Genomic DNA, 18,967 nt, shown 5'->3' with positions numbered 1-18,967 from the left:
CGGCGATGACGGCGGCCGGGCGGGTGCCCGGCCGCCGTTTCGCTTGCGGCCCTTATCGCCCGAGGACGGCCATGGCCGCGTTGTGGCCGGGGATGCCGCTGACGCCGCCGCCGCGCACGGCGCCCGCGCCGCACAGCAGGACGTTCGCGCGCGCGGTCTCCACGCCCCACCGCCCCTGGGCCCCGCCGGTCCGGAAGGGCCACGAGAGGTCCCGGTGGAAGATGTTGCCGCCCGGGAGCCGCAGGTCGTGCTCGAGGTCGACGGGGGTCTTGGCCTCGATGCACGGGTCGCCGTTCGCGTCCTCGGCGAGGCAGTCGGCCAGGGGCTCCTCGAGGTGGGCGTCGAGCTGCGCGATCGTGGCGTCGAGCAGGCGGGCCCGGGCCTCGCGGTTCGCGGCCGCGCCGCCGCGGAAGAGCCGCGCGGGCGCGTGGAGGCCGAACAGGGTCAGCGTCTGGTACCCCCGGCGCACCAGGTCCTCGCCCAGGACGGACGGGTCGGACAGCGAGTGGCAGTAGACCTCCGAGGGCGGGGCCGCGGGGAGGCGCCCGGCGGCCGCTTCGGCGTAGGCGGCCTCGAGCTGCTCGAACGTCTCGGAGACGTGGAAGGTCCCGGCGAAGGCCTCGCGCGGGTCGACCTCCCGGTCCCGCAGTCGCGGCAGGCGTTCGAGGAGCATGTTGACCTTCAGCTGCGCGCCCTCCGCCGGTTCGGGGCCCGGTTCGCCGAGGAGGGCGGCGAGGGCCTCCGGGGAGGCGTTGACCAGGACGTGGCGGGCCTCGACGGTGCCGGTGCCGTCCTCGTTCGCGTAGGCCACCTCGGCGCGGGTCCCGTCGGCGTCGATGCCCGAGACCTCGTGGCCGGTCAGGATCTCCGCGCCGGCCGCCCGGGCGGCGTCGGCGAGGGCGTCGGTGAAGGCGCCCATCCCGCCGACCGGGACGTCCCAGTCGCCGGTGCCGCCGCCGATCACGTGGTAGAGGAAGCAGCGGTTCTGCCGCAGGTCCTCGGCCCCGGCCGGACTGAAGGTGCCGATGAGTCCGTCGGTGAGCACGACGCCGCGCACGAGGTCGTCGGCGAAGGTCCGCTCGACGGTCTCGCCGAGGGGCGTCGTGAAGAACATGTCCCAGATCCGGTCGTCGCCGACGCGGCGGCGCAGTTCGTCCTCTTCGGGCAGGGGTTCGGTGAGGGTGGGGAAGACGCGCTCGGCCGCGTGCGCGGCCGCGCCGTAGAACGCCCGCCAGGCCTCGAACTCGGCGTCGGAGCCGGTGAGGCGCCAGAAGGACTCGCGGGTCCGGTCGGGGTCGCGGTGGACGAGCAGCCCGGTGTCCCTGCCGCCGCGGCGCGTCGGGGTGTAGGAGGAGACGGGCCGCTTGCGCACCGCGAAGCGCAGGCCGAGGTCGTCGAGGATCTTGCGCGGGAGCAGGCTGACCAGGTAGGAGTAGCGCGACAGCCGCGCGTCCACGCCGGGGAACGCCGGGGCGGAGACCGCCGCGCCGCCGGTGCGGCCCAGGCGCTCCAGGACGAGGACGCTCCTGCCCGCGCGGGCGAGGTACGCTGCGGCGACCAGGCCGTTGTGCCCGCCGCCGACAATCACGGCGTCGTAGCGTTCACGCCGCATGGCGCCAGTCCGCGGCGAGGAGGCCGCGCGCGTACGCGGCCTGGCCGGTGTGCTGCTGGTTGTCGTTGACGACGCTCACGAGCCGCACGCCGAGCGTCACCGGCGGGTTCCAGTTCTCGTCCACGATCCGGTCGAGGTCGGCGGCGGCGAGGCCGGCGACGTAGTCGACGGTGGCGGCGTGGACCGCGTCGTAGTAGGCGCGCAGTTCGGCGGCGCTGACCCCGCTGACCTGCGCCACCTGCTCGTCGGTGTGGCCGTAGCCGATGTCCTCGGGCGCGAGGGGCAGCCCGAACCGCTCGTGCCACCCGTCCGCGGTCCAGGTCTGCGCGCGCCCGGCGGCGCCCGCGACGTGGTCGTCCTGGACCCGCGCGATGTGCCACACGAGCCAGCCGACCGGGTTCGCCCCGGGCGCGGGCCGCGCGTCCAGGTCCTCCTGGGAGATGCCGTCCAGCACGGCGTGGACCTCCTCCCGCACGCGTCCGAAACCGTCCGTGAAGACTTCGCCGATCTCCATGGAGCACACCCTTTCCGCAAGTTAGCGAGGACCGCCGGTCCGGCGTCGCGCCGGACGACGGGACCATCCTCGCATCGTCGCGCGGCCGCGTCCGCCCGACCGCGGCAAGGCGCGGCGCGGGTCAGGGGAGGCGGTGGGTCTCGCCGCGTTCGAGGGTGCGGACGCGGTCGCCGATGCCCGCCGCGGCGGCCGCCTCGACGAAGTCGGCCAGCGGCGAGGTGAACACGTCGTAGTCGTCGTAGTGGATCGGGATGACCGTGCCGGGGTCGATGATCCGGGCCGCCTCGACGCCCTGCTCGGCGTCCATGGTGACCATGATGCCCATGACGCGGGTGCCGCCGAGGTGGAGCAGGCCCGTCTCGATCTCGGGGAACCGCTCGGGGATCTCGCGCAGCCCGTCGAAGACGAGCGTGTCGCCGCTGATGTAGAGCCGCCGCGTGCGGCCCGGCCGCGCCTCGTACTCGATCACGCTGCCCATGACGTCGGGCAGCAGCAGGTCGGTGACGCCGGGCCCGTGCCTGCCGGGGCAGGCGGTGACGCGCAGCCGCGAGTCGCCCTTCGCGACCTCCACGCGGTCCCAGGTGCCGAGCCCGGTCGTGCGGTGGAAGCCCCGCTCGGCCAGGTCGCCCTGCGCCTGCGGCGTGGTGACGATCGGCAGCTCCCTGTCCAGGTCGCGCTGGGCGGCCTGGTCGAAGTGGTCGCCGTGGAAGTGCGAGAGCAGGACGAAGTCGAGCGGCGGCAGGTCCGCGACGTCCATCGCCGGATCGGTGAGCCGCGTCGTGGTCAGGCCCCACCCCAGCGGCACCTTCTCGTGCCGGTGGACGAAGGTCGGGTCGGTGAGCACGGTGAACCCGCCGATCCGCAGCAGGACGGTCGCGTTCCCGATGAAGCGCACCGAGTCGCCGTCCTCGTCCTCGCCGACCCGGTCCTCGGCGCCGTCCGGTTCGAGCCGGAGCTTGTGGTCCATGCGGTGCCAGTACCCTCCCGGGGCGGGATCATGCGGGCCGGCGTCAGGGGTGGAGGACGGCGCGCACGCAGCCGTCCCGCTTCTCCTTGAACAGCTCGTAGGCCTCGGCGCCCCGGCGCAGCGGCATCGTGTGGGTGGCGAGGTGCCGGGTCTGGAGGGCGCCCTCGGCCATCCGCTCCAGGAGCATCGGGATGTACCGCTGGCCGTGCTGCTGCGCGCCCCGGACGGTGAGCCCCTTGTTCATGACCGCGCCGAGCGGGAACTTGTCGACCAGGCCGACGAACACGCCGAGGAGGAAGACGCTGCCGCCCTTGCGGCAGGCCATGACCGCCTCCCGGGCGGCCTGCGGGCGGTCCGTCTCCAGGCGCAGCAGCTGCTTGACCTTGTCGTAGACGTGCTGGGGGCCGGTGCCGTGCGCCTCCATGCCGACCGCTTCGATGCACACGTCCGGGCCGCGCCCGCCGGTGCGCTCGCGCAGTTCGGCGCCGACGTCGGTGGCCGTGTAGTCGATGGTCTCCACGCCGAGGTGGCGCTGGGCCATGTCGAGGCGGTCGCGGAGGCGGTCGATGACGATGACCCGCTCGGCCCCCAGCTGCCCCGCGCTCCAGGCGGCCATCTGGCCGACCGCTCCGGCGCCCCACACCGCGACGGTGTCGCCGCCGGTCACGCCGCCCAGTTCGGCGCCCATCCAGCCGGTGGGCACGGCGTCGGAGGCGAACACGGCCGCGTCGTCGTCGATGCCGTCGGGGACGGGGAACGCGCCGTAGTCGGCGAAGGGCACGCGGACGTACTCGGCGTGGCTGCCGCGGAAGCCGCCCGTCGCGTGGGAGTAGCCGTAGAGGCCGCCGGTCTCGTAGCCCCACAGGGCCGCGCCCATCCCCGAGTTCGGGTTGCCGTTGTCGCACAGCGACCACAGGCCGTCCTCGCAGTAGCGGCAGCGGCCGCAGGCGACGACCGAGCACACCACGACCCGGTCGCCGACGCCGAGGCGGCGCACGCCGGGGCCGGTCTCCACGACCTCGCCGATGAACTCGTGGCCCAGGACGTCGCCGGCCTGCATCGCGGGGATGTAGCCGCCGATGAGGTGGAGGTCGGAGCCGCAGGTCGCGCTGGCGCGGACCCGCACGATGGCGTCCTGGTCGTTGAGGACGGCGGGGTCGGGCACGCGCTCGACCCCGAGTTCGTTGACGCCTTGCCAGCACAGTGCCTTCACAGTCGTCCCTCTCCTCCCGAGCGGCGCGCGAGGGCCGCCATGAACCTGCCGCCGGGGGTGCGCGGGCGGGTCGGCTCGGTGCGCAGGACCTCGCCGGTCTCCAGCATCGACTTGGTGTTGCGCAGGGCCCGGCGCACGGGCTGGCGGGGGTCGCGCCCGGCGATCCGGGACAGGGGCCCGGTGCGGCCCGCGAGCGCGTCGCCGGTGAAGCGGGCGGCGATCTCGGTCGAGCGGCCGCCGGGCGCGGGCGTGAGGCGCACCTTCAGGCCCGGGACGTCCTGGAGGCGCCGGACCTGCGGGTCGGCGGCGACCGTCTCGGGGGCGGCGTTGACGGTGACGGCCAGCCACCGCTCGGCGGGGTCGGAGGCGGGGCGGGTCCCGCGGGCGGCGATCCGGCGTTCGACGGCGCGCAGCATGAAGCGCAGTATCGCCACGCCCACGGTCAGGGCGACGTTCTTGGCCAGCCAGTGCATGCGGGCTCCTCTCCGCTCAGCCGCCGTCGGCCTCGGCTTCGGCCAGGCGGGAGAGGCGGTCGAGTGATTCTCGGTTGCGGGGCGCGATCAGGCGGGTCTGGACGGCGACGGGCAGGACCGAGAGCGGGCCGCCCAGGGCCAGTTCGGTCATCCTGACCTCGGTCCCCTTGCCGCCCTCGGTGAGTTCGAAGCGGATCCGGGCCCTGCCGAGCGGCCACATCCGCGCGTCCAGCACCAGCAGGCGCGGCGGGCGGGCGACGGCCACGGACGTGGTGTCCTCGATGAGCAGCGGCCAGGGGCCGATGCTGTGGTGGATCCGGGTGCCCTCGGCGGGCCAGTCCTCGTCCGCCTCGCGGACCCGCGAGGCCCCGACCACCCACGACGGGTAGTTCCAGCCGTCGGCGAGCACCGCGAAGACGGCCTCCGGCGGGGCCGCGACGTCCGCGGTCACGCCGATGTCCGACAGGTCCCTCACGGCGCCTCGCCTCCCCGTCCGGACCCGGTGCCCGGGCCCCCTCAGCACTTCGCAGGTACCCCCCGCCGCGGGGCCGAAACGCGGTCGCGCTCCGAGCGGGCCGGCGTCGAACACGAGGAAGAGTGCACGTTTACGGCCCGACGCCCCTGACAGGTGTGACAGGGTGGGGGTTCCCCCAGCGGCCACAGTGCCGGACCGAGTCGAGCGACCGAGAGACCGAACGAAGGACGGCCTTTATGACTTTCAATCCGCTGGAGCACCGGGGGATCCCGCTGGACAGGCAGCTGCGCAACTGGCGCGAGCTGGACGTCGAGCCGATCGACCCCGACCACGCCGACCCGTACACGCGGTGCCGGATCATCGCGATGAACGGCATCGAGGTGGAGGCGATCCTCTTCAGCCACCAGTTCGCCCGCAACTGCCCCTCGATGGACGTGAAGCGGCAGCTGGCCGAGGTGCGCTACATGGAGCAACAGCAGCAGCGGGCGGTCAATTGGCTGCTGCCGGGCGTCTCGTCGGCGCTGGAGAACACGATCGCCTACGAGCAGGTCGCCGTCGACCTCACCGCGTGGGTGGCCCGCATGGAGCCCGACCCGTACCTCAAGCAGGCCTACGAGTTCGGCGTCCTGGAGGACTTCGACCACCTCTACCGCTACGCCAACCTCTACGAGATGGTCCAGCACCGCAAGGCCGAGAAGATCGTCGACGGCCTGACCGAGGTGATCCCGGGCCGGCCCACCAGGTACCACCACCGGCACCCGCACGACAACGTGCGCGAGCCCTACGACCGCAACGCGGCCGCCCCGATCTCGAAGCTGCACGCGCTCACCATCATGGCCGCCGAGCAGCAGACGATGAACTACTACATGAACGTCGGCCCCGAGTACATGGAGCCGATCGCCCGCCAGCTCTACCAGGAGATCGGGCTGGTCGAGGAGGAGCACGTCACCCACTACGAGTCCCTGGTGGACCCGGGCGAGACCTGGTGGGAGCGGCTGGTCAACCACGAGTACAACGAGTGCTACCTGTACCACTCGTTCATGGAGACCGAGTCCGACCCCCGGATCAAGGCGATCTGGGAGCTCCACCTCGACATGGAGCTGGAGCACCTGCGGCTCGCCTGCGACCTCATGCGCGAGCACGACGGGCGCGAGCCCGAGCAGGTCCTCGCGCCCGAGCTGCCGCCGCCGGTCACGTTCGAGCCGAACAAGGCGTACCTGCGCGAACTCCTCGACACCCAGATGGACCTCACCACGCTCGGCGCCGGCTACGTGTGGGAGGCCCACGAGCGCTTCGAGCGCATGCAGGAGGGCATCCACGGCGGCGAGGCCCCGCCCAGCGACCGGGTGGTCGACGCGCACCGGGAGCGGTTCGGGTCCGACTACCGCCTCTCCACCGAAGGGGAGCACCCCGATCCGCGGCTGCGCGAGCAGCCCTCGCAAGAACGGTGAGGGGAACGCGCATGTCGGTGGAGGACCGCCCCGAGCACGCCGAGGACGTCATCGAGCTGCTCGTGGGCCAGCACATGCTCATCAGGGACCTGTTCGCCGAGGTCCAGACCGCGACCGGCGAGCACCGCGCCGAGGCGTTCGCGCGCTTGGTGCACCTGCTCGCCGTCCACGAGACCGCCGAGGAGGAGGTGGTGCACCCGCTCGCGCGCCGCGGCATCGACGGCGGCGAGCAGGTCGTCGAGGACCGCCTCCACGAGGAGCGCGAGGCCAAGGAGGCCCTGGTCCGGCTCGAGGGGATGGACCTGGGCTCCGAGGAGTTCGACGCCGCGCTCGCCCTGCTGCGGGACTCGGTGCTCCAGCACGCCCACTACGAGGAGGCCTACGAGTTCCGCCACCTGCGCGGCCGGTACGACCAGGACCGGCTCGAGACGCTGGCCGCGCAGGTGCGCATGGCCGAGAAGGCGGCGCCCACGCACCCGCACCCGGGGAACGAGACGGCCGTGAAGAACCTGACCGTCGGCCCGGTGCTGGCCGTGTTCGACCGCGTCAGGGACGCGATGCGGGGCGGCGGGTCGCAGGGCGGTTGAGAGCGGGCCGCAGACGGGCCCGGCACGCCTGGGAAGGCGTGCCGGGCCCGTCGTCCGCCGTCCGGATCAGCGCGGGGTGCGGCCGCCGGGCTCCCACGGGCGGTCGTCCGCCGTGGCAGCCTGGGTCAGCGCGGCCACGGTCTCCTCCAGGCCCTGCTGCACCTCGCCGCCCCGCGCCTCGCGGACGCTGTGCAGGCTGACGGTGATGCGGCTGTGGCCGGGTTCGACCTCGTCCACCTGGAGTTCGCCGTGGTAGTCGTCGGGCCCCTGGGCGCCCCACTCGAGCCGGCGCCCGGCCTCGTCCGAGTGGAGCCAGGCCTCCCCTTCGACGTGCTCGCCGTGCACCTCCGCCTCGACGTGGACCGCCTCGCCGCCCTCGGGTTCGGCGGCGGTCATCTGCGGGAAGTAGCGCGGCAGGTTGCGCGGGTCGGCGAGGAAGCCGAACAGCGTGTCGGCGTCGATGTCGGCCTCTGCGGTGTGCGTGTAGGTGGTCATGTCCCCTGCTTCCTTCTGGTGCCCCGGTTCACCGGTCGGCCACCGATTCGTTCGCCACGGCCTCGTGGCCGGGTTCGCCCGCCGAGCGGCGGTGCCGCTTCAGGTCGGCCTCGTACACGTGCGGGACGCCGCCGGTGAGTCGGCGCGTCTCGCGTTCGAGGTCGCGGAAGACGTCGTAGTAGGTCGCCTCGTAGTCCTCGATGACCTGGAAGGTCCAGCGCCCGGGGAGGACGTTGCGGCCGAGGAGCTCGCGCGCGAGGCGCCGGGCCAGGTCCCGGTGCCCGGCGGCCTCCAGCAGCCCGATGGCGTCCTCGACCTTGAAGTCGGCGGCGCCGGTGAGCTGGTGGAAGGCGTACAGGTGCCCCCGGGCGATCTCGACCGTCTCGAGCGCCTCGGTCAGCTTGCCCACGGCCTCGACGGTGCGGTCGTCCAGCGCGGCGCGCCACTCGCCGCCGTCGAGCCGCGGGTCGGCGCCCCCGCCGGCCGGCGGGCGGCCCGCGTCCTCAGGTGTCGTCATGGGCTCGCGGTTACCCCTTTCGCCACGGGATGATGCGCCGTGGTCACGCGATGGTCCTGAGCGGGAGCGTGATGGTCGAGGGGTGCTCGGCGTCGAAGTGGACCTCCTGGTCGGCCGGGTGCGAGTGGGCGGGGTCGTCCGGGTTGCGGTGGTAGCGCGGGAAGGCGCCGCTGGAGACCTGCACGCGGATGCGGTGGCCGGTCTTGAAGCGGTACGCCGTGGGCCACAGCTCGACCTCGACCGGTTGCAGCCCGGTCGCGCCGGTGACGGCGGTGAGGCCGTCGCACACGTTCCAGGAGCGGCCCTGCGGGTCCACGTCGCACAGCCGCACGAAGACGTCGGCGGACGGCAGGCTGGAGCGGAACCAGACGGTGGCCTTCACGTGCCCGGCGACCTCGAAGTCGACGGTGAGGACCTCGGTGGTGAAGGTGAGGACGTCGGGCCGGGCCTCCAGCCAGGTGTTGTCGACCTTGCCGCCGCGGAACTCGCCGGTGCCGCCGAAGGACGGGGTCGGGTCGTCGGGGTCGTAGCGGTAGCCCGCGGCGCCCTCCCGGAGCTTCATGCCCAGGGTGCCGCCCGCGCCGAGGTGGACGCGCCGCGGCCGGTAGCCCGGCGGCGGCCAGGTGTCGAAGTCGCGCCAGGCCTCCTCCCCCATGACGTACAGGCGCACGGGGGCGCGCACGGCGGGCACCTGGCCGCGGGCCAGCGGCAGGGAGAACTCCAGGCTCTCGGAGACGGCCGCGCCGACCGCGTCGTCGTGGGTCCAGGGGCCGATGGTGAGGCGGGCGTGCCGCCCGGCCTCCTGGAGCGCCTCGAAGTCGCGCACCTGGCCGGGCAGGGACGCGTCGTACCAGCCGCCGACCAGCGAGGCGGGGACGCGGATGTCGCGCCGCATGAGCTCCTTGGTCATCGCGGACGCGGTGGCGACCGGCGCCATGGCCTTGAGCTGGGGCGGCGCGTGGGCGGCGACGGCCCACGGGGTGTGGTCGACGCGGCCGAGCCCGGCCAGGACCATGGCCCCGCCGAACCAGGGCTGGGTGAGGATCCAGGTGATGAGGTCGAGGCCGTCCTCGCTCGCCCGCCGGTGCGGGTCGGCCGCGACGCCGGGGTCCCAGCCGTCGCGCGCGGCGACGCTGAGCACCTGGAAGCCGCGTTCGGCGAGGGGGCGGGCGATGAGCCTGCCGTGGAGGCCGCGGTGCTCGTACGTGGTGCGCACGAGCGCGGTCGGGAGGCCTTCGGGGCCGTTCTTGGGCCGCCAGTGGTCGGCGATGAGCTGGACGCCGTCGCGCATGGGGACGGCCAGGTCGCGTTCGATCCTGAGGCTGCGGGTCTCGGGGGCGGGGAGCTTGAGGTAGTGCTGGACGGCGTGGCTCATGAGGCTCATCGGCGATTCCCCCCGCGATCTGGACCCGATGCCGGGAAGCTTACCGGCGGGAAGGGCAGCTCAGGGCGGGTTTGGGCATCCCGGTGGGCGGTGTCCGGTCCGTTGCCCGCTCGCAGGGCGGCGGGGCCTCTGCGCACCGGTGCCGTACGCGGGGGCGCGGCGCAGCGGCGGGCGGGCCGGGTAACGGCTGCCGGGGGTCGAGGATCCTCTTGGCGCGGCCGAGCATCGCGGGGTCGACCATCTGGCCGTCGGCGAGGGTGGCGACGCCGCCGTGCTCGAGGGCGTCGAGCACGGCGCGGGCCCAGGCGCGCTCCTCCTCGTCGGGGGTGAAGACCTCCTTGATGACGGCGAGCTGCCGGGGGTGGACGGCGGTGCGGCCGCGCAGGCCGAGGGCCTTGCCGCGCTCGGTGTCGGCGCGCAGGCCGTCGAGGTCGCGGATGGCGGGGTAGGCGGAGAGCATCGGCGCGGGGAGCCCCGCGGCGCGGGCGGCGAGGAGGAGGCGGACGCGGAGGTGGTCGCGGACGAGCGGATCGGTGCTGCCGAGGTCGCTGGCGAGGTCGGCCTCGCCGAGGGCGACCTCGCGGACGGCCGGGTGGGCGCTGATCGCTGCGGCGGCCTCGACGCCGCGGGCCGACTCGATGAGCGCGGTGAGCGGGAGGCCGTCGGCGAGCACCGCTATGGCGTCGAGCTTGCGGGGGTCCTCCACTTTGGGGATGCGCAGGCCGACGTCGGCGCCGGTGGCGCGGACGGCGCGGATCTCGTGGGCGGCGCGCTCGTTGACGCGGACCTGGAGGGCCACGCCGGGCGGGGGCGAGGCGAGCCATTCGACGACGTTGGCGAGCGCGTCGGCCTTGGACTGGTCGGGGACGGCGTCCTCGAGGTCGAGGATGACGAGGTCGGCCCCGGAGGCGGCGGCCTTGTCGAAGCGGTCGGGCCGGTCGCCGGGGACGTAGAGGGCGGTGAGCGGGTTCAAATGACGCCCTTCTCGCGCAGGAGCTCCAGTTGCTCGCGGGTCACGCCCGCCTCGGCGAGCACCGCGTCGGTGTCCTGGCCGTGGCGGCGCCCGGTCCAGCGGATCGCGCCGGGGGTCTCGGAGAGGCGGAAGAGCACGTTCTGCATCTTCACGGGCCCGAGCTCCTCGTCGTCGACGGTCTGGACGGTGCCGATGGCCCGGTACTGGGGGTCGGCGAGGACGCCGCGCACGTCGTAGACGGGGGCGACGGCGGCCTGGGCGCCTTCGAACGCGGTGAGGACCTCGTCGGTGGGGCGGGCCCCGATCCAGGCCGAGACCGCCTCGTCGAGTTCGTCGGCGTGCTCGGCGCGGGTGTGGCCGGAGGCGAACCAGGGCTCGGCGACGAGGTCCTCGCGGCCGACCAGGCGCATGACGCGTTCGGCGATCGACTGGGAGCTGGTGGAGACGGCCACCCAGTCGCCGCCGCCGGTGCGGTAGACGTTGCGGGGGGCGTTGTTGACCGAGCGGTTGCCGCTGCGGGGCTGGAGGATGCCGAGCTGGTCGTAGGCGGTGATCTGGCCGCCGAGGAGCATGAGGATCGGCTCGATGATGGCGAGGTCGACGACCTGGCCGCGGCCGTCGCGGTCGGCGGCGCGCAGCGCGGTCGTGACGGCGAACGCGGTCGCGAGGGCGGCGATGCCGTCGGCGAGCCCGAACGGGGGCAGGGTCGGGGGCCCGTCGGGCTGGCCGGTGAGGGCGGCGAAGCCGCTCATGGCCTCGGCGAGGCTGCCGAATCCGGGCCGAGACGAGTAGGGGCCGGTCTGGCCGAAGGCGGTGACGCGGGCGATGACGAGGCGCGGGTTGGCCTCGTGGAGCGCGTCGGGGCCCAGGCCCCAGCGTTCGAGCGTGCCGGGGCGGAAGTTCTCGATGAGCACGTCCGCTTCGGCGGCGAGCCGCAGGAGCAGGTCGGCGCCCTCGGGGGTGCCGAGGTCGATGGTGGCGGTGCGCTTGTTGCGGCCCAGGGTCTTCCACCAGAGGTTGACGCCGTCCTTGGCGGGGCCGTGGCCCCGCGAGGCGTCGGGTTTGCGCGGGTGCTCCACTTTGATCACGTCGGCGCCGTAGTCGCCGAGGAAGGTCGCGGCGATGGGGCCGGCGAAGAGGGTGGAGACGTCGAGGACCCGGAGTCCTTCGAGCGGCGCGGTCATGCGGTCGTCTCCTCGTCTTCGGCGGTCAGGTCCCAGGCGATGCGGAAGCCGATGCTGCCCGAGCGTTCCAGGCCGAGGCCGGGCAGGAGGAGCTTCAGGCTGAAGGAGGGGTCGCGGAGCCCGCCGTCGGTGTACCAGTCGGAGCCTTCGGAGCGGTGCTCGCTGCCGCCCTTGAGCATCGCGAAGCGGGTGACGCCGTCGGAGTGCTCGCTCTCGGTCCAGTTCCAGACGGCGGGGGTGCGGCGCTCGAAGCCGGGCCGCTCGGCGGCGAGCTGCCATTCGAACTCGTCGGGGAGGCGGGCGCCGGCCCAGGCGGCGTAGGCGCGGGCGTCGGCGAGGGACACGCCGGTCACGGGGCCGTCGGGTTCGCCCGCGCCGCAGAGGAAGCGGTGCCCGACGGCCGGGCGGTAGCCGGTGGCGTCGAGGAAGGCCCGGTACTCGGCGGCCGTGACCTCGGCGGCGGCGACGGCGACCGGTCCCGCGAGGTCGACGTCGAGCGTCTCGGAGCGGTCGTCGTGGAGGCGCGGGGGCAGGGGCTTCCACTCCTCCACATAGGGTGCGCCCTGGTAGAAGCCGGTCTCGCGGCGGCGGAACGTCACTTCGAGGCGGCGCGGCCCGGCCTCGACGCGGACGCCGCGGCCTTGGCGCGCCGAGGGCGCGGGGACGGCCCGGACGGCCACGCGGCCGGGGAAGGTCGCGTCGGCGGCGCCGGGGTCGGCGGCGGCGGCCTCGAGGAGGCCGGCGAGCCACGCGGGGTCCTCGGCGCCGGGGGCGAGTTCGAGGATGCCGGTGACGCCGCGGGCGGGGACCTTGACGGCGCCGGTGACGGCGCTTCCGGCGGTCACGTCGTGGCGGCGGCCGCCTGCGGGGAGGGCGGCGGCGAGCGGGTCGCCGACCCAGTCGAGCGCGCCCCGGTTGACGACGGTCCACAGCGTGGCGTCGCCGCGGGTCCAGCGCGAGACGTAGATCCCGGCCTGGACGGCCTCGGGGGTCGCGCCTTCGAGCGGGGACCACTCCCCCGCCGCGAGGATCTCGTGGGCGGCGCGCTGGACGCGGAGCATCCGGCGCAGCGTGGCCTCGTCGCGGCGGTTCCAGCCGACCCAGACGCCGAAGACGGCGTCCCACACCAGGATGCCGGTGCCGTTCATCCACGCGGACTGGAGCTCGCCGCTGTGGTCGCGGTTCCAGCGGCGGATCGAGTGCATCATGTGGCGGCGCTCGTACCAGTGGGCGCGCTGCACGCCGGGCGCCTCGGAGTCGGCGAACCACTGCGCCCAGCTCAGCAGGTGGTCCTCGACCCGCTGGTTGGGGACGCGGGACTCGCCTTCGAGGACCTGCGGCGGGGTCGCGGCGGCGAGGGCGCGCGTGAGGTTCGCGTCGCCCTCCTTGAGGGTGTCGAGGAAGACGCCGTCGGCGCCGAGCTCGGTGACGAGCGCGGCGAGCTCCTCGGCGTCGGTGCGGCCGGTGCGGCGCGTCCCGGTGTCCCAGGGGTTGTAGTCGACGAAGACGCGCAGGCCGCGGTCGTGGAACTCCCGCACGAGGCCGGCGAGGCCGGGGACGTCGCGGTAGAAGTCGAACTGGTTGCGGTCGTCGATGCCGATGACCGGGTAGGCGTGCCAGAGGACGAGGCCGTCGAGGCCGCCTTGGCCTGCGATGGACTCGAGAAAGGCGTCCACGGTGAAGCGCTGCTCGGCGTGGTCGAAGAGGCGCTCGTCCCACAGCCACACCTGGGCGACGGCGTAGGCGCTGGCGGCCCAGCGGGTCTCGGGGCGATCGTAGGCCGCGCCGCTGTAGGCCAGGCGCTCCCGGGCCTCGTCGCGCCAGGCGGCGAGGTCGGCGCGCCAGGCGGGCCAGTCGGCGGGGTCGGCGGGCGCGGCGAAGATCTTGGCGACGTCCCCGGTCTCGGGGTCGGTCCGGCCGCCGGGCGGCAGCGTGGTGGGCCGGTCGATGGGCCTGGGCACCAGCGGGTCGAACTCGTTGGTGTTGGCCTCGTCGGGGTCAAAGGGTCGCACGGAGCGCCTCCACTTCCTCGAGCGTGGGGATGGACGGGACGGCGCCTTCGCGCTGCACGGCGATCGCGGCGGCGGCGGTCGCGAACTCGGTGGCGGCGACGAGAGCGGCGAGGTCGGTGGCGCGGGTGCCGCGGTCGAGGGCGGCGGCGAAGGCGCCCGCGAAGGCGTCGCCCGCGCCGGTGGTGTCCTTCGCCTCGACCGGGACGGCCGGGACCTGGACGGGGGCCTTGCCGGGGACGCCGACGAGCGCGCCGTCGGCGCCGAGCGTGATGATCACGGCGCAGCCGTGCCCGGTGAGGGCGGTCAGGAGCGCGTGCTCGCCGGCGCCGGCGGGTTCGCTCGCGAGCTCGGCGGCCTCGTGCTCGTTGACGATGAGGACGTCGACCCGGCCGAGGAGGTCGGCGGGGACGGCGGTGCTGGGGGCGGCGTTGAGGACGACCTTGGTGGAGGCGGCGCGGGCGGCGCGCACGGCGGCGGCGACGGTGGGGAGGGGCGTCTCCAGTTGGAGGACGAGGAGGTCGGCGGCGGCGATGTCGGCGAGTTCGTCGGCGGTGAGGTCCACGAGGGCGGCGTTGGCGCCGGAGTCGACCACGATGGAGTTCTCGGCGCGGCGGTCCACGAAGATCACGGCCGAGCCGGTGGGGTCGTCGACGCGGCGGGCGCGGAGGGCGATCCCGGCGCGGCGGGCCTCGTCGGCGAGGCGGTCGCCGGCGGCGTCGCGGCCGAGGGCGACGATGAAGCGGACGTCGGCGCCGGCGCGGGCGGTCGCGACGGCCTGGTTGTTGCCCTTGCCGCCGGGGAAGGACGCGAAGCCGCGGGAGAGGACGGTCTCGCCGGGGGCGGGGATGCGGTCGACCGCGTAGACGAGGTCGAGGTTGGCGCTGCCGAGCACGACGACGGTCATCGGGACACCTCCAGGGTGCGGGTGGTCGGTGCGGGCGGACTGGAGTCGGCGGTGAGCGATGCGGCCGTCCCGGAGGATGCGGGACGCGCCGCAGGGGCGGGGGGCGGGGCGGGTCGGGCGCCGCGCGGCGCGAACGGGATCACGGCGGCGCCGCTGCCCGCGCCACGGGCGCGGCCGGGGTCGGCGTTCGCCGATCCGATGCCGCTGCATCCGGCCGCTCCCGCCGGGAGTCCCCGCCGCTCGCGCCGCCGGGCCGTGCGCCCGTGCCCCTCCGAGGCCGTTCGCGCGGCTTCGAGGGCGGTCGTGCCCGGTGCCGTCCCGCTCATCGCGACACCTCCACGGTGCGGATCGCCAGCGCGGTGAACCGCGCTCCGTCGAAGCCGGGGACCGAGGTCGCGAGCCGGTCGTCGAGCGGACCGATCCACTTGGGCGGCAGGTGCTTCGCGCCGGTCATCGCCCCCGCCAGGGCGCCCGCGGTCGCGCCGACCGAGTCGGTGTCCCACCCGCCCGACACGGCCAGCGTGATCGTCCGCTCGAACGCCCCGGCGCCCCTCGCGAGCGCGAATCCGAGCAGCGCGGCGTTGTTGAGCACGTGGACCCAGTGCAGGTGCCCGAACTCCTCGTGCAGCGCGTCGACCGCCGCCTCGTCGTCGAGGCCGCCGCGGCCGATGTCGATCCCCCGCCGCAGGGCGGCGGCGTAGCGGCTGCGCGGCGGCACGACCGACAGGCCGGTCTCCAGGACGGTGTCCACCGGTGCCCCGGTCACGGCCGCCGCGCTCGCGGCGGCGGCGAACATGGCGCCGTAGATCCCGTTGCGGCCGTGGCTGAGCCGCGCGTCGGTCCAGGCGAGGCGCGCGGCCTCGACCGGGTCGCCGGGCGTGGCCCAGCCGTAGAGGTCGGTGCGGATCTGCGCGCCGATCCAGTCGCGGAAGGGGTTGCGCACCCGCCCGGCCTCCTCGGGCGCGTGGCCGTCGAGGAGGTTGCGGTAGGTGATGCGCTCGGCGGTGAAGACGCGGCCGCCGGGCAGCAGGTCGAGCCAGGCCTGGGCGACGTCGCCGGTGGTGAGGCCGCGCCCGGCGCCCTCGAGGAGGTGGAGGGCGATGAGCGGGAAGTTGAGGTCGTCGTCCTCGGGCATCCCGTCGATGTTCTCGACCAGGCTCGTAGGGCGGCTGCGCCGGTTCCACGGGTACTTCGCGGCGACCCAGGGGTCGAGGCCGATCTCGGTGAAGTAGGAGTCGAGCGGCCAGTTGCCGGTGGCGCGGGCGATGGCGCGGATGCCCTCGAGGGAGACCTTCTCGACGGGCTTGCCGAGCAGGCATCCGGCCGCGCGGCCGAGCCAGGCGCCGTGCACGCGGTCGGCGTACTCGGCTCCGGCGGCCGGGGGCGGTGCGGGCGCCGACTCGGCGCCCGCCGCGGCGAGGATCGCCTCCAGGTCCTCGGGCTCGTCGGTGGTCAGGGCCGCGGGGTCGGGGATCTCGTCGAGTTCGGCGAGGAGCTCCCTGGCGAGCGCGCGCAGCGGTGCGGGCGCGGGTTCGGGTGAGGCGCCGCTGACGACCGGTTCGGCCGCGCCTCCGGCGGCGAGCCACCGTTCGCGGACCCCGGCGGCGTCGCGGCCGTCGAGGTCGGCGGCGACCAGGGCGTGCGGCAGCAGGTCCTCGGGCTGGGTCCAGCTCAGTCGCATCATCGGGCTCCGGCGTAGGCGTCGCGGGCCTCGGCGGTACGGGCGGCGCGGGCGGCGTCGGCGGCCCACACGTCGCGGGCGACCGCGGCGATGACCGGCCCGGTGGCGGTGACGTCGATGCGGCTGCCCTCGCTCACGTCGGCGACCCACTCCTGCGGGACGGCGTCGAGGCCGCCGAGGGCGCCGGTGATGGACCCGGCCATGACGGCGATGGAGTCGGAGTCGCGGCCGTAGTTGACGGCGGCGAGGACGGCCTCGCGGTACTCGCCTCGGGCGGCGATGACCACGCCGAGGGCGATGGGGAGCTCCTCGATGGACTTGGTGCGGCTGGGGATGCGCGCGTCCATGGCCGGGGCCCGGTAGTTCGGGCCGACGGTGTCGAACGGCTCGACGGCGCGGCGCAGGTCGGCGAGGCCGGTCCTCCAGTCGTCCACGCGGGAGGCGGCCTCGGCCACGGCCTCGATCGCGGTCCTGGTGCCGTCCTTGGCGAGGCCGAGGGCGGCCTGGACGACCGAGTCGACGTCGGCGCCGGGCCGCATGGCCTCGGCGACGGCCGCGGCGAAGACCCCGGCGGCTTCGCGGCCGTAGCTGGACTGGTGGGCGCCGGCGACGTCGATGGCCTCGGCGTAGGCGGCCTCGGGCGATCCGGCGTTGACGATGCCGATCGGGGCGACGTACATGGTGGCGCCGCAGTTGACGATGTTGCCGACGCCGGCCTCGCGCGGGTCGACGTGCCCGTAGTGCAATCGCGCGACCAGCCACTTCTCCGCCAGGAAGATGCGGTGCAGCAGCAGCGCCTCGGACTCCAGTTCGGGGATCCAGCGCTTGTCGCCGATGAGGAGCGGGACGAGGTGCTCGGCGACGGCGTGGGCGTCGAGGTGGTCGCGGACGGTGTCGTAGACGTCGACGAGCGCCGAGGTCATCAGCGTGTCGTCGGTGATGTGCCCGTCGCCCTTGTGGTAGGGGGCGATGGGGCGGGCGTTGCGCCAGTCCTCGAGGAACGGGGGCACGATCCCCTCGATGAAGCCGCCGTAGCGCTGCTGGATCGCCTCGGGCGTGTTCCCTTCGGCGGCGCCGCCGAGCGCGTCGCCCACGGCGGCTCCCGCGAGCGCTCCGGTGGCCTTCGCCTCGAGCGCGTCTTTCAGCGGCAGGGTCATCGTGTCTCCTTGCTCTCAGGTGGTTTCGGCGTCCGCCGGGGCGGTCGGGCCCCGGCGGACGCTCCGGGTGTTCGGTGCGGTGCTAGCCGAGTTCGGACCAGCCGTCGGTGAGCTGCTGCCGCAGCTGGTCGAGGGTGATCTCGTCCGCCAGGTACTGCTGGAGGGCGGGCGTGGCGTACTGGTCCTTCCACTGCGGGTAGTTCACGGCCGCCTGGAACGGCGCGGCGGTCAGGCCCTCGCCGGAGGCGAGGATGGCCTCCCAACCGTTCTCGCCGGCGGTCTGCTCGGCGACGAGGTCGCGGGCCTCGCCGGAGGAGGGGATCAGCCAGTCGCCCTGCGCGAGCGCGGCCTGGTGCTCGGCCTGCATGAAGAAGTCGACGAAGGCCGCGGCCCCTTCGACGTCGTCGGACTCGGCGGCGACGGACATGGTCTGCGGGTTGGCGGCCTGGACGGGCCCGGCGGGGCCGGCGAGCGGGGGCAGGACGGCCCAGTTGAAGCCCTCGGGCGCCGACTCGGTGATCTGCTGGGCGACGTAGTTGCCCGCGACGTACATGGCGTACTTGCCGTCGAAGAAGCCGGGCAGGACGTCGGAGCCGCTCTGGGTGAGCGAGACCGGGTCGAGCGACTGGTCCTCGTAGGCCATGGCGTGGATGCGCTCGGGGACGGCGAGCTCGTCCTCGCCGACGTCGATGGCGGCGTCGGCGCCCTGGCCGGTGAAGAAGGTCCCGTCGAAGCCCAGGGCGAGGTTCATGACCGCGGCGGTCGGCTGCTGGAGGCCCCAGCCCGCGCCGTACGCGCCGTCGGCGGTGAGCTGCGCGGCGAGGGCCTGGAGGTCGTCCCAGGTGAGGGTCTCCCCGGCGGGGATCTCGACGCCGGCGTCGGCGAACGCGTCGGTGTTGGCGAAGACGACGTAGGACTGGAGCAGGGTCGGGGCTGCGACGACGGAGCCGTCGCCGGCGGTCACGGACTTCCAGACGTCGTCGGAGACGGCGCCGGTGACCTCGTCGCTCAGGTACGGGCTCAGGTCGGCGAGGTAGCCCTGCTCGGCGAAGCCCATGATGTCGGCGGACTCGTCGTGGATGACGTCGGGCGCGGTGCCGCCCTGGAACTGGGTCACGAGCTGGTCGTGGACGTTGTCCCAGCTGCCCTGCACGAGTTCGACCTGCGTGTCGGGGTGCTCCTCGTTCCAGGCGTCGACGATCGACTGCGTGGCGGCGATCGTGGTGTCCTGGAAGGCGAGCGACTGGAACGTGATGGTGCTCGATCCGCCTTCGTCGTCGCCGACGCCGAAGGCCGAGCAGCCGGTGAGCGCGAGGGGCAGTGCCAGTAGGCCCGCGACGGCGCTGTTGCGAGTGCGCATTGGTTTCT

General features: G+C 74.4%; 18 protein-coding genes. 2 read left to right on the top strand and 16 right to left on the bottom strand.

The features are described from left to right. Window positions 1–52: 52 nt before the first annotated feature. The 6 genes from LO763_RS15680 to LO763_RS15655 all read right to left on the bottom strand — a co-directional run bounded on the left by LO763_RS15680 (window position 53) and on the right by LO763_RS15655 (window position 5,254). Entirely contained in the window at window positions 53–1,612 is a 1,560-nt protein-coding gene (locus LO763_RS15680; protein WP_230785981.1) for a phytoene desaturase family protein, read from the bottom strand. Further along, window positions 1,602–2,126: a mycothiol transferase gene (locus tag LO763_RS15675; RefSeq protein ID WP_230785979.1), complete on the bottom strand. Its 525-nt coding sequence runs from the start codon at window positions 2,124–2,126 to the stop codon at window positions 1,602–1,604. Before LO763_RS15675 ends, LO763_RS15680 begins: the two co-directional genes overlap by 11 nt. A gap of 121 nt (window positions 2,127–2,247) precedes the next feature. Further along, entirely contained in the window at window positions 2,248–3,093 is an 846-nt protein-coding gene (locus LO763_RS15670) for an MBL fold metallo-hydrolase (RefSeq protein WP_230785977.1), read from the bottom strand. Window positions 3,094–3,136: 43 nt separating this feature from the next. Then, a complete protein-coding gene (locus LO763_RS29895) occupies window positions 3,137–4,306 on the bottom strand; it encodes a zinc-dependent alcohol dehydrogenase (RefSeq protein WP_230785975.1) in 1,170 nt (389 codons plus the stop codon). Beyond that, on the bottom strand, window positions 4,303–4,779 hold the full coding sequence (locus tag LO763_RS15660) for a hypothetical protein (protein ID WP_230785974.1): 477 nt from the start codon (window positions 4,777–4,779) through the stop codon (window positions 4,303–4,305). The genes LO763_RS29895 and LO763_RS15660 overlap by 4 nt, the downstream gene beginning before the upstream one ends. A 16-nt stretch (window positions 4,780–4,795) precedes the next feature. After that, complete coding sequence (locus tag LO763_RS15655; RefSeq protein ID WP_230785972.1) at window positions 4,796–5,254, bottom strand: SRPBCC family protein; 459 nt, start codon at window positions 5,252–5,254, stop codon at window positions 4,796–4,798. 236 nt (window positions 5,255–5,490) lie between these two features. Between LO763_RS15655 and LO763_RS15650 the strand changes: the two genes are divergently transcribed. Together LO763_RS15650 and LO763_RS15645 are read left to right on the top strand one after the other, a co-directional pair. Continuing rightward, complete coding sequence (locus tag LO763_RS15650; protein WP_230785970.1) at window positions 5,491–6,705, top strand: hypothetical protein; 1,215 nt, start codon at window positions 5,491–5,493, stop codon at window positions 6,703–6,705. Between the two features lie 11 nt (window positions 6,706–6,716). After that, the gene (locus LO763_RS15645; RefSeq protein ID WP_230785968.1) at window positions 6,717–7,292 is read left to right on the top strand and encodes a hemerythrin domain-containing protein; all 576 of its coding nucleotides are present in this window, start codon (window positions 6,717–6,719) and stop codon (window positions 7,290–7,292) included. Between the two features lie 66 nt (window positions 7,293–7,358). On the opposite strand, the gene LO763_RS15640 is transcribed toward LO763_RS15645, so the two are convergent. From LO763_RS15640 to LO763_RS15595, 10 genes are all read right to left on the bottom strand, one after another. Next, a complete protein-coding gene (locus LO763_RS15640) occupies window positions 7,359–7,787 on the bottom strand; it encodes an SRPBCC family protein (RefSeq protein WP_230785966.1) in 429 nt (142 codons plus the stop codon). A gap of 28 nt (window positions 7,788–7,815) precedes the next feature. Then, window positions 7,816–8,304 carry a hypothetical protein gene (locus tag LO763_RS15635; RefSeq protein WP_230785964.1) on the bottom strand — a complete coding sequence of 163 codons (489 nt, stop codon included), beginning with the start codon at window positions 8,302–8,304 and terminating at the stop codon, window positions 7,816–7,818. Between the two features lie 43 nt (window positions 8,305–8,347). After that, a complete protein-coding gene (locus LO763_RS15630) occupies window positions 8,348–9,688 on the bottom strand; it encodes a CocE/NonD family hydrolase (RefSeq protein ID WP_230785963.1) in 1,341 nt (446 codons plus the stop codon). Window positions 9,689–9,728: 40 nt separating this feature from the next. Beyond that, window positions 9,729–10,661: an HpcH/HpaI aldolase/citrate lyase family protein gene (locus LO763_RS15625; RefSeq protein WP_230785961.1), complete on the bottom strand. Its 933-nt coding sequence runs from the start codon at window positions 10,659–10,661 to the stop codon at window positions 9,729–9,731. Continuing rightward, window positions 10,658–11,845, bottom strand: a complete 1,188-nt coding sequence (locus LO763_RS15620) for a CaiB/BaiF CoA transferase family protein (protein ID WP_230785959.1) — start codon at window positions 11,843–11,845, stop codon at window positions 10,658–10,660. The genes LO763_RS15625 and LO763_RS15620 overlap by 4 nt, the downstream gene beginning before the upstream one ends. Further along, complete coding sequence (locus LO763_RS15615; RefSeq protein WP_230785957.1) at window positions 11,842–13,857, bottom strand: SUMF1/EgtB/PvdO family nonheme iron enzyme; 2,016 nt, start codon at window positions 13,855–13,857, stop codon at window positions 11,842–11,844. The genes LO763_RS15620 and LO763_RS15615 overlap by 4 nt, the downstream gene beginning before the upstream one ends. Further along, a complete protein-coding gene (locus LO763_RS15610; protein ID WP_230785955.1) occupies window positions 13,844–14,761 on the bottom strand; it encodes a ribokinase in 918 nt (305 codons plus the stop codon). The genes LO763_RS15615 and LO763_RS15610 overlap by 14 nt, the downstream gene beginning before the upstream one ends. A 322-nt stretch (window positions 14,762–15,083) precedes the next feature. Next, window positions 15,084–16,442 (bottom strand): ADP-ribosylglycohydrolase family protein, encoded by a 1,359-nt coding sequence (locus LO763_RS15605; RefSeq protein WP_369432008.1) that lies wholly within the window; start codon window positions 16,440–16,442, stop codon window positions 15,084–15,086. Beyond that, window positions 16,442–17,599 (bottom strand): ADP-ribosylglycohydrolase family protein, encoded by a 1,158-nt coding sequence (locus tag LO763_RS15600; protein ID WP_230785951.1) that lies wholly within the window; start codon window positions 17,597–17,599, stop codon window positions 16,442–16,444. The genes LO763_RS15605 and LO763_RS15600 overlap by 1 nt, the downstream gene beginning before the upstream one ends. A gap of 82 nt (window positions 17,600–17,681) precedes the next feature. Next, window positions 17,682–18,959, bottom strand: a complete 1,278-nt coding sequence (locus LO763_RS15595; RefSeq protein ID WP_230785949.1) for an ABC transporter substrate-binding protein — start codon at window positions 18,957–18,959, stop codon at window positions 17,682–17,684. Window positions 18,960–18,967 lie beyond the last annotated feature (8 nt).

This window comes from Glycomyces amatae, from assembly GCF_020991375.1.
GTDB lineage: Bacteria > Actinomycetota > Actinomycetes > Mycobacteriales > Micromonosporaceae > Glycomyces > Glycomyces amatae.
The sequence above is the reverse complement of the archived record's forward strand: the minus strand, read 5'-3'. Positions and strand labels throughout refer to the sequence as shown.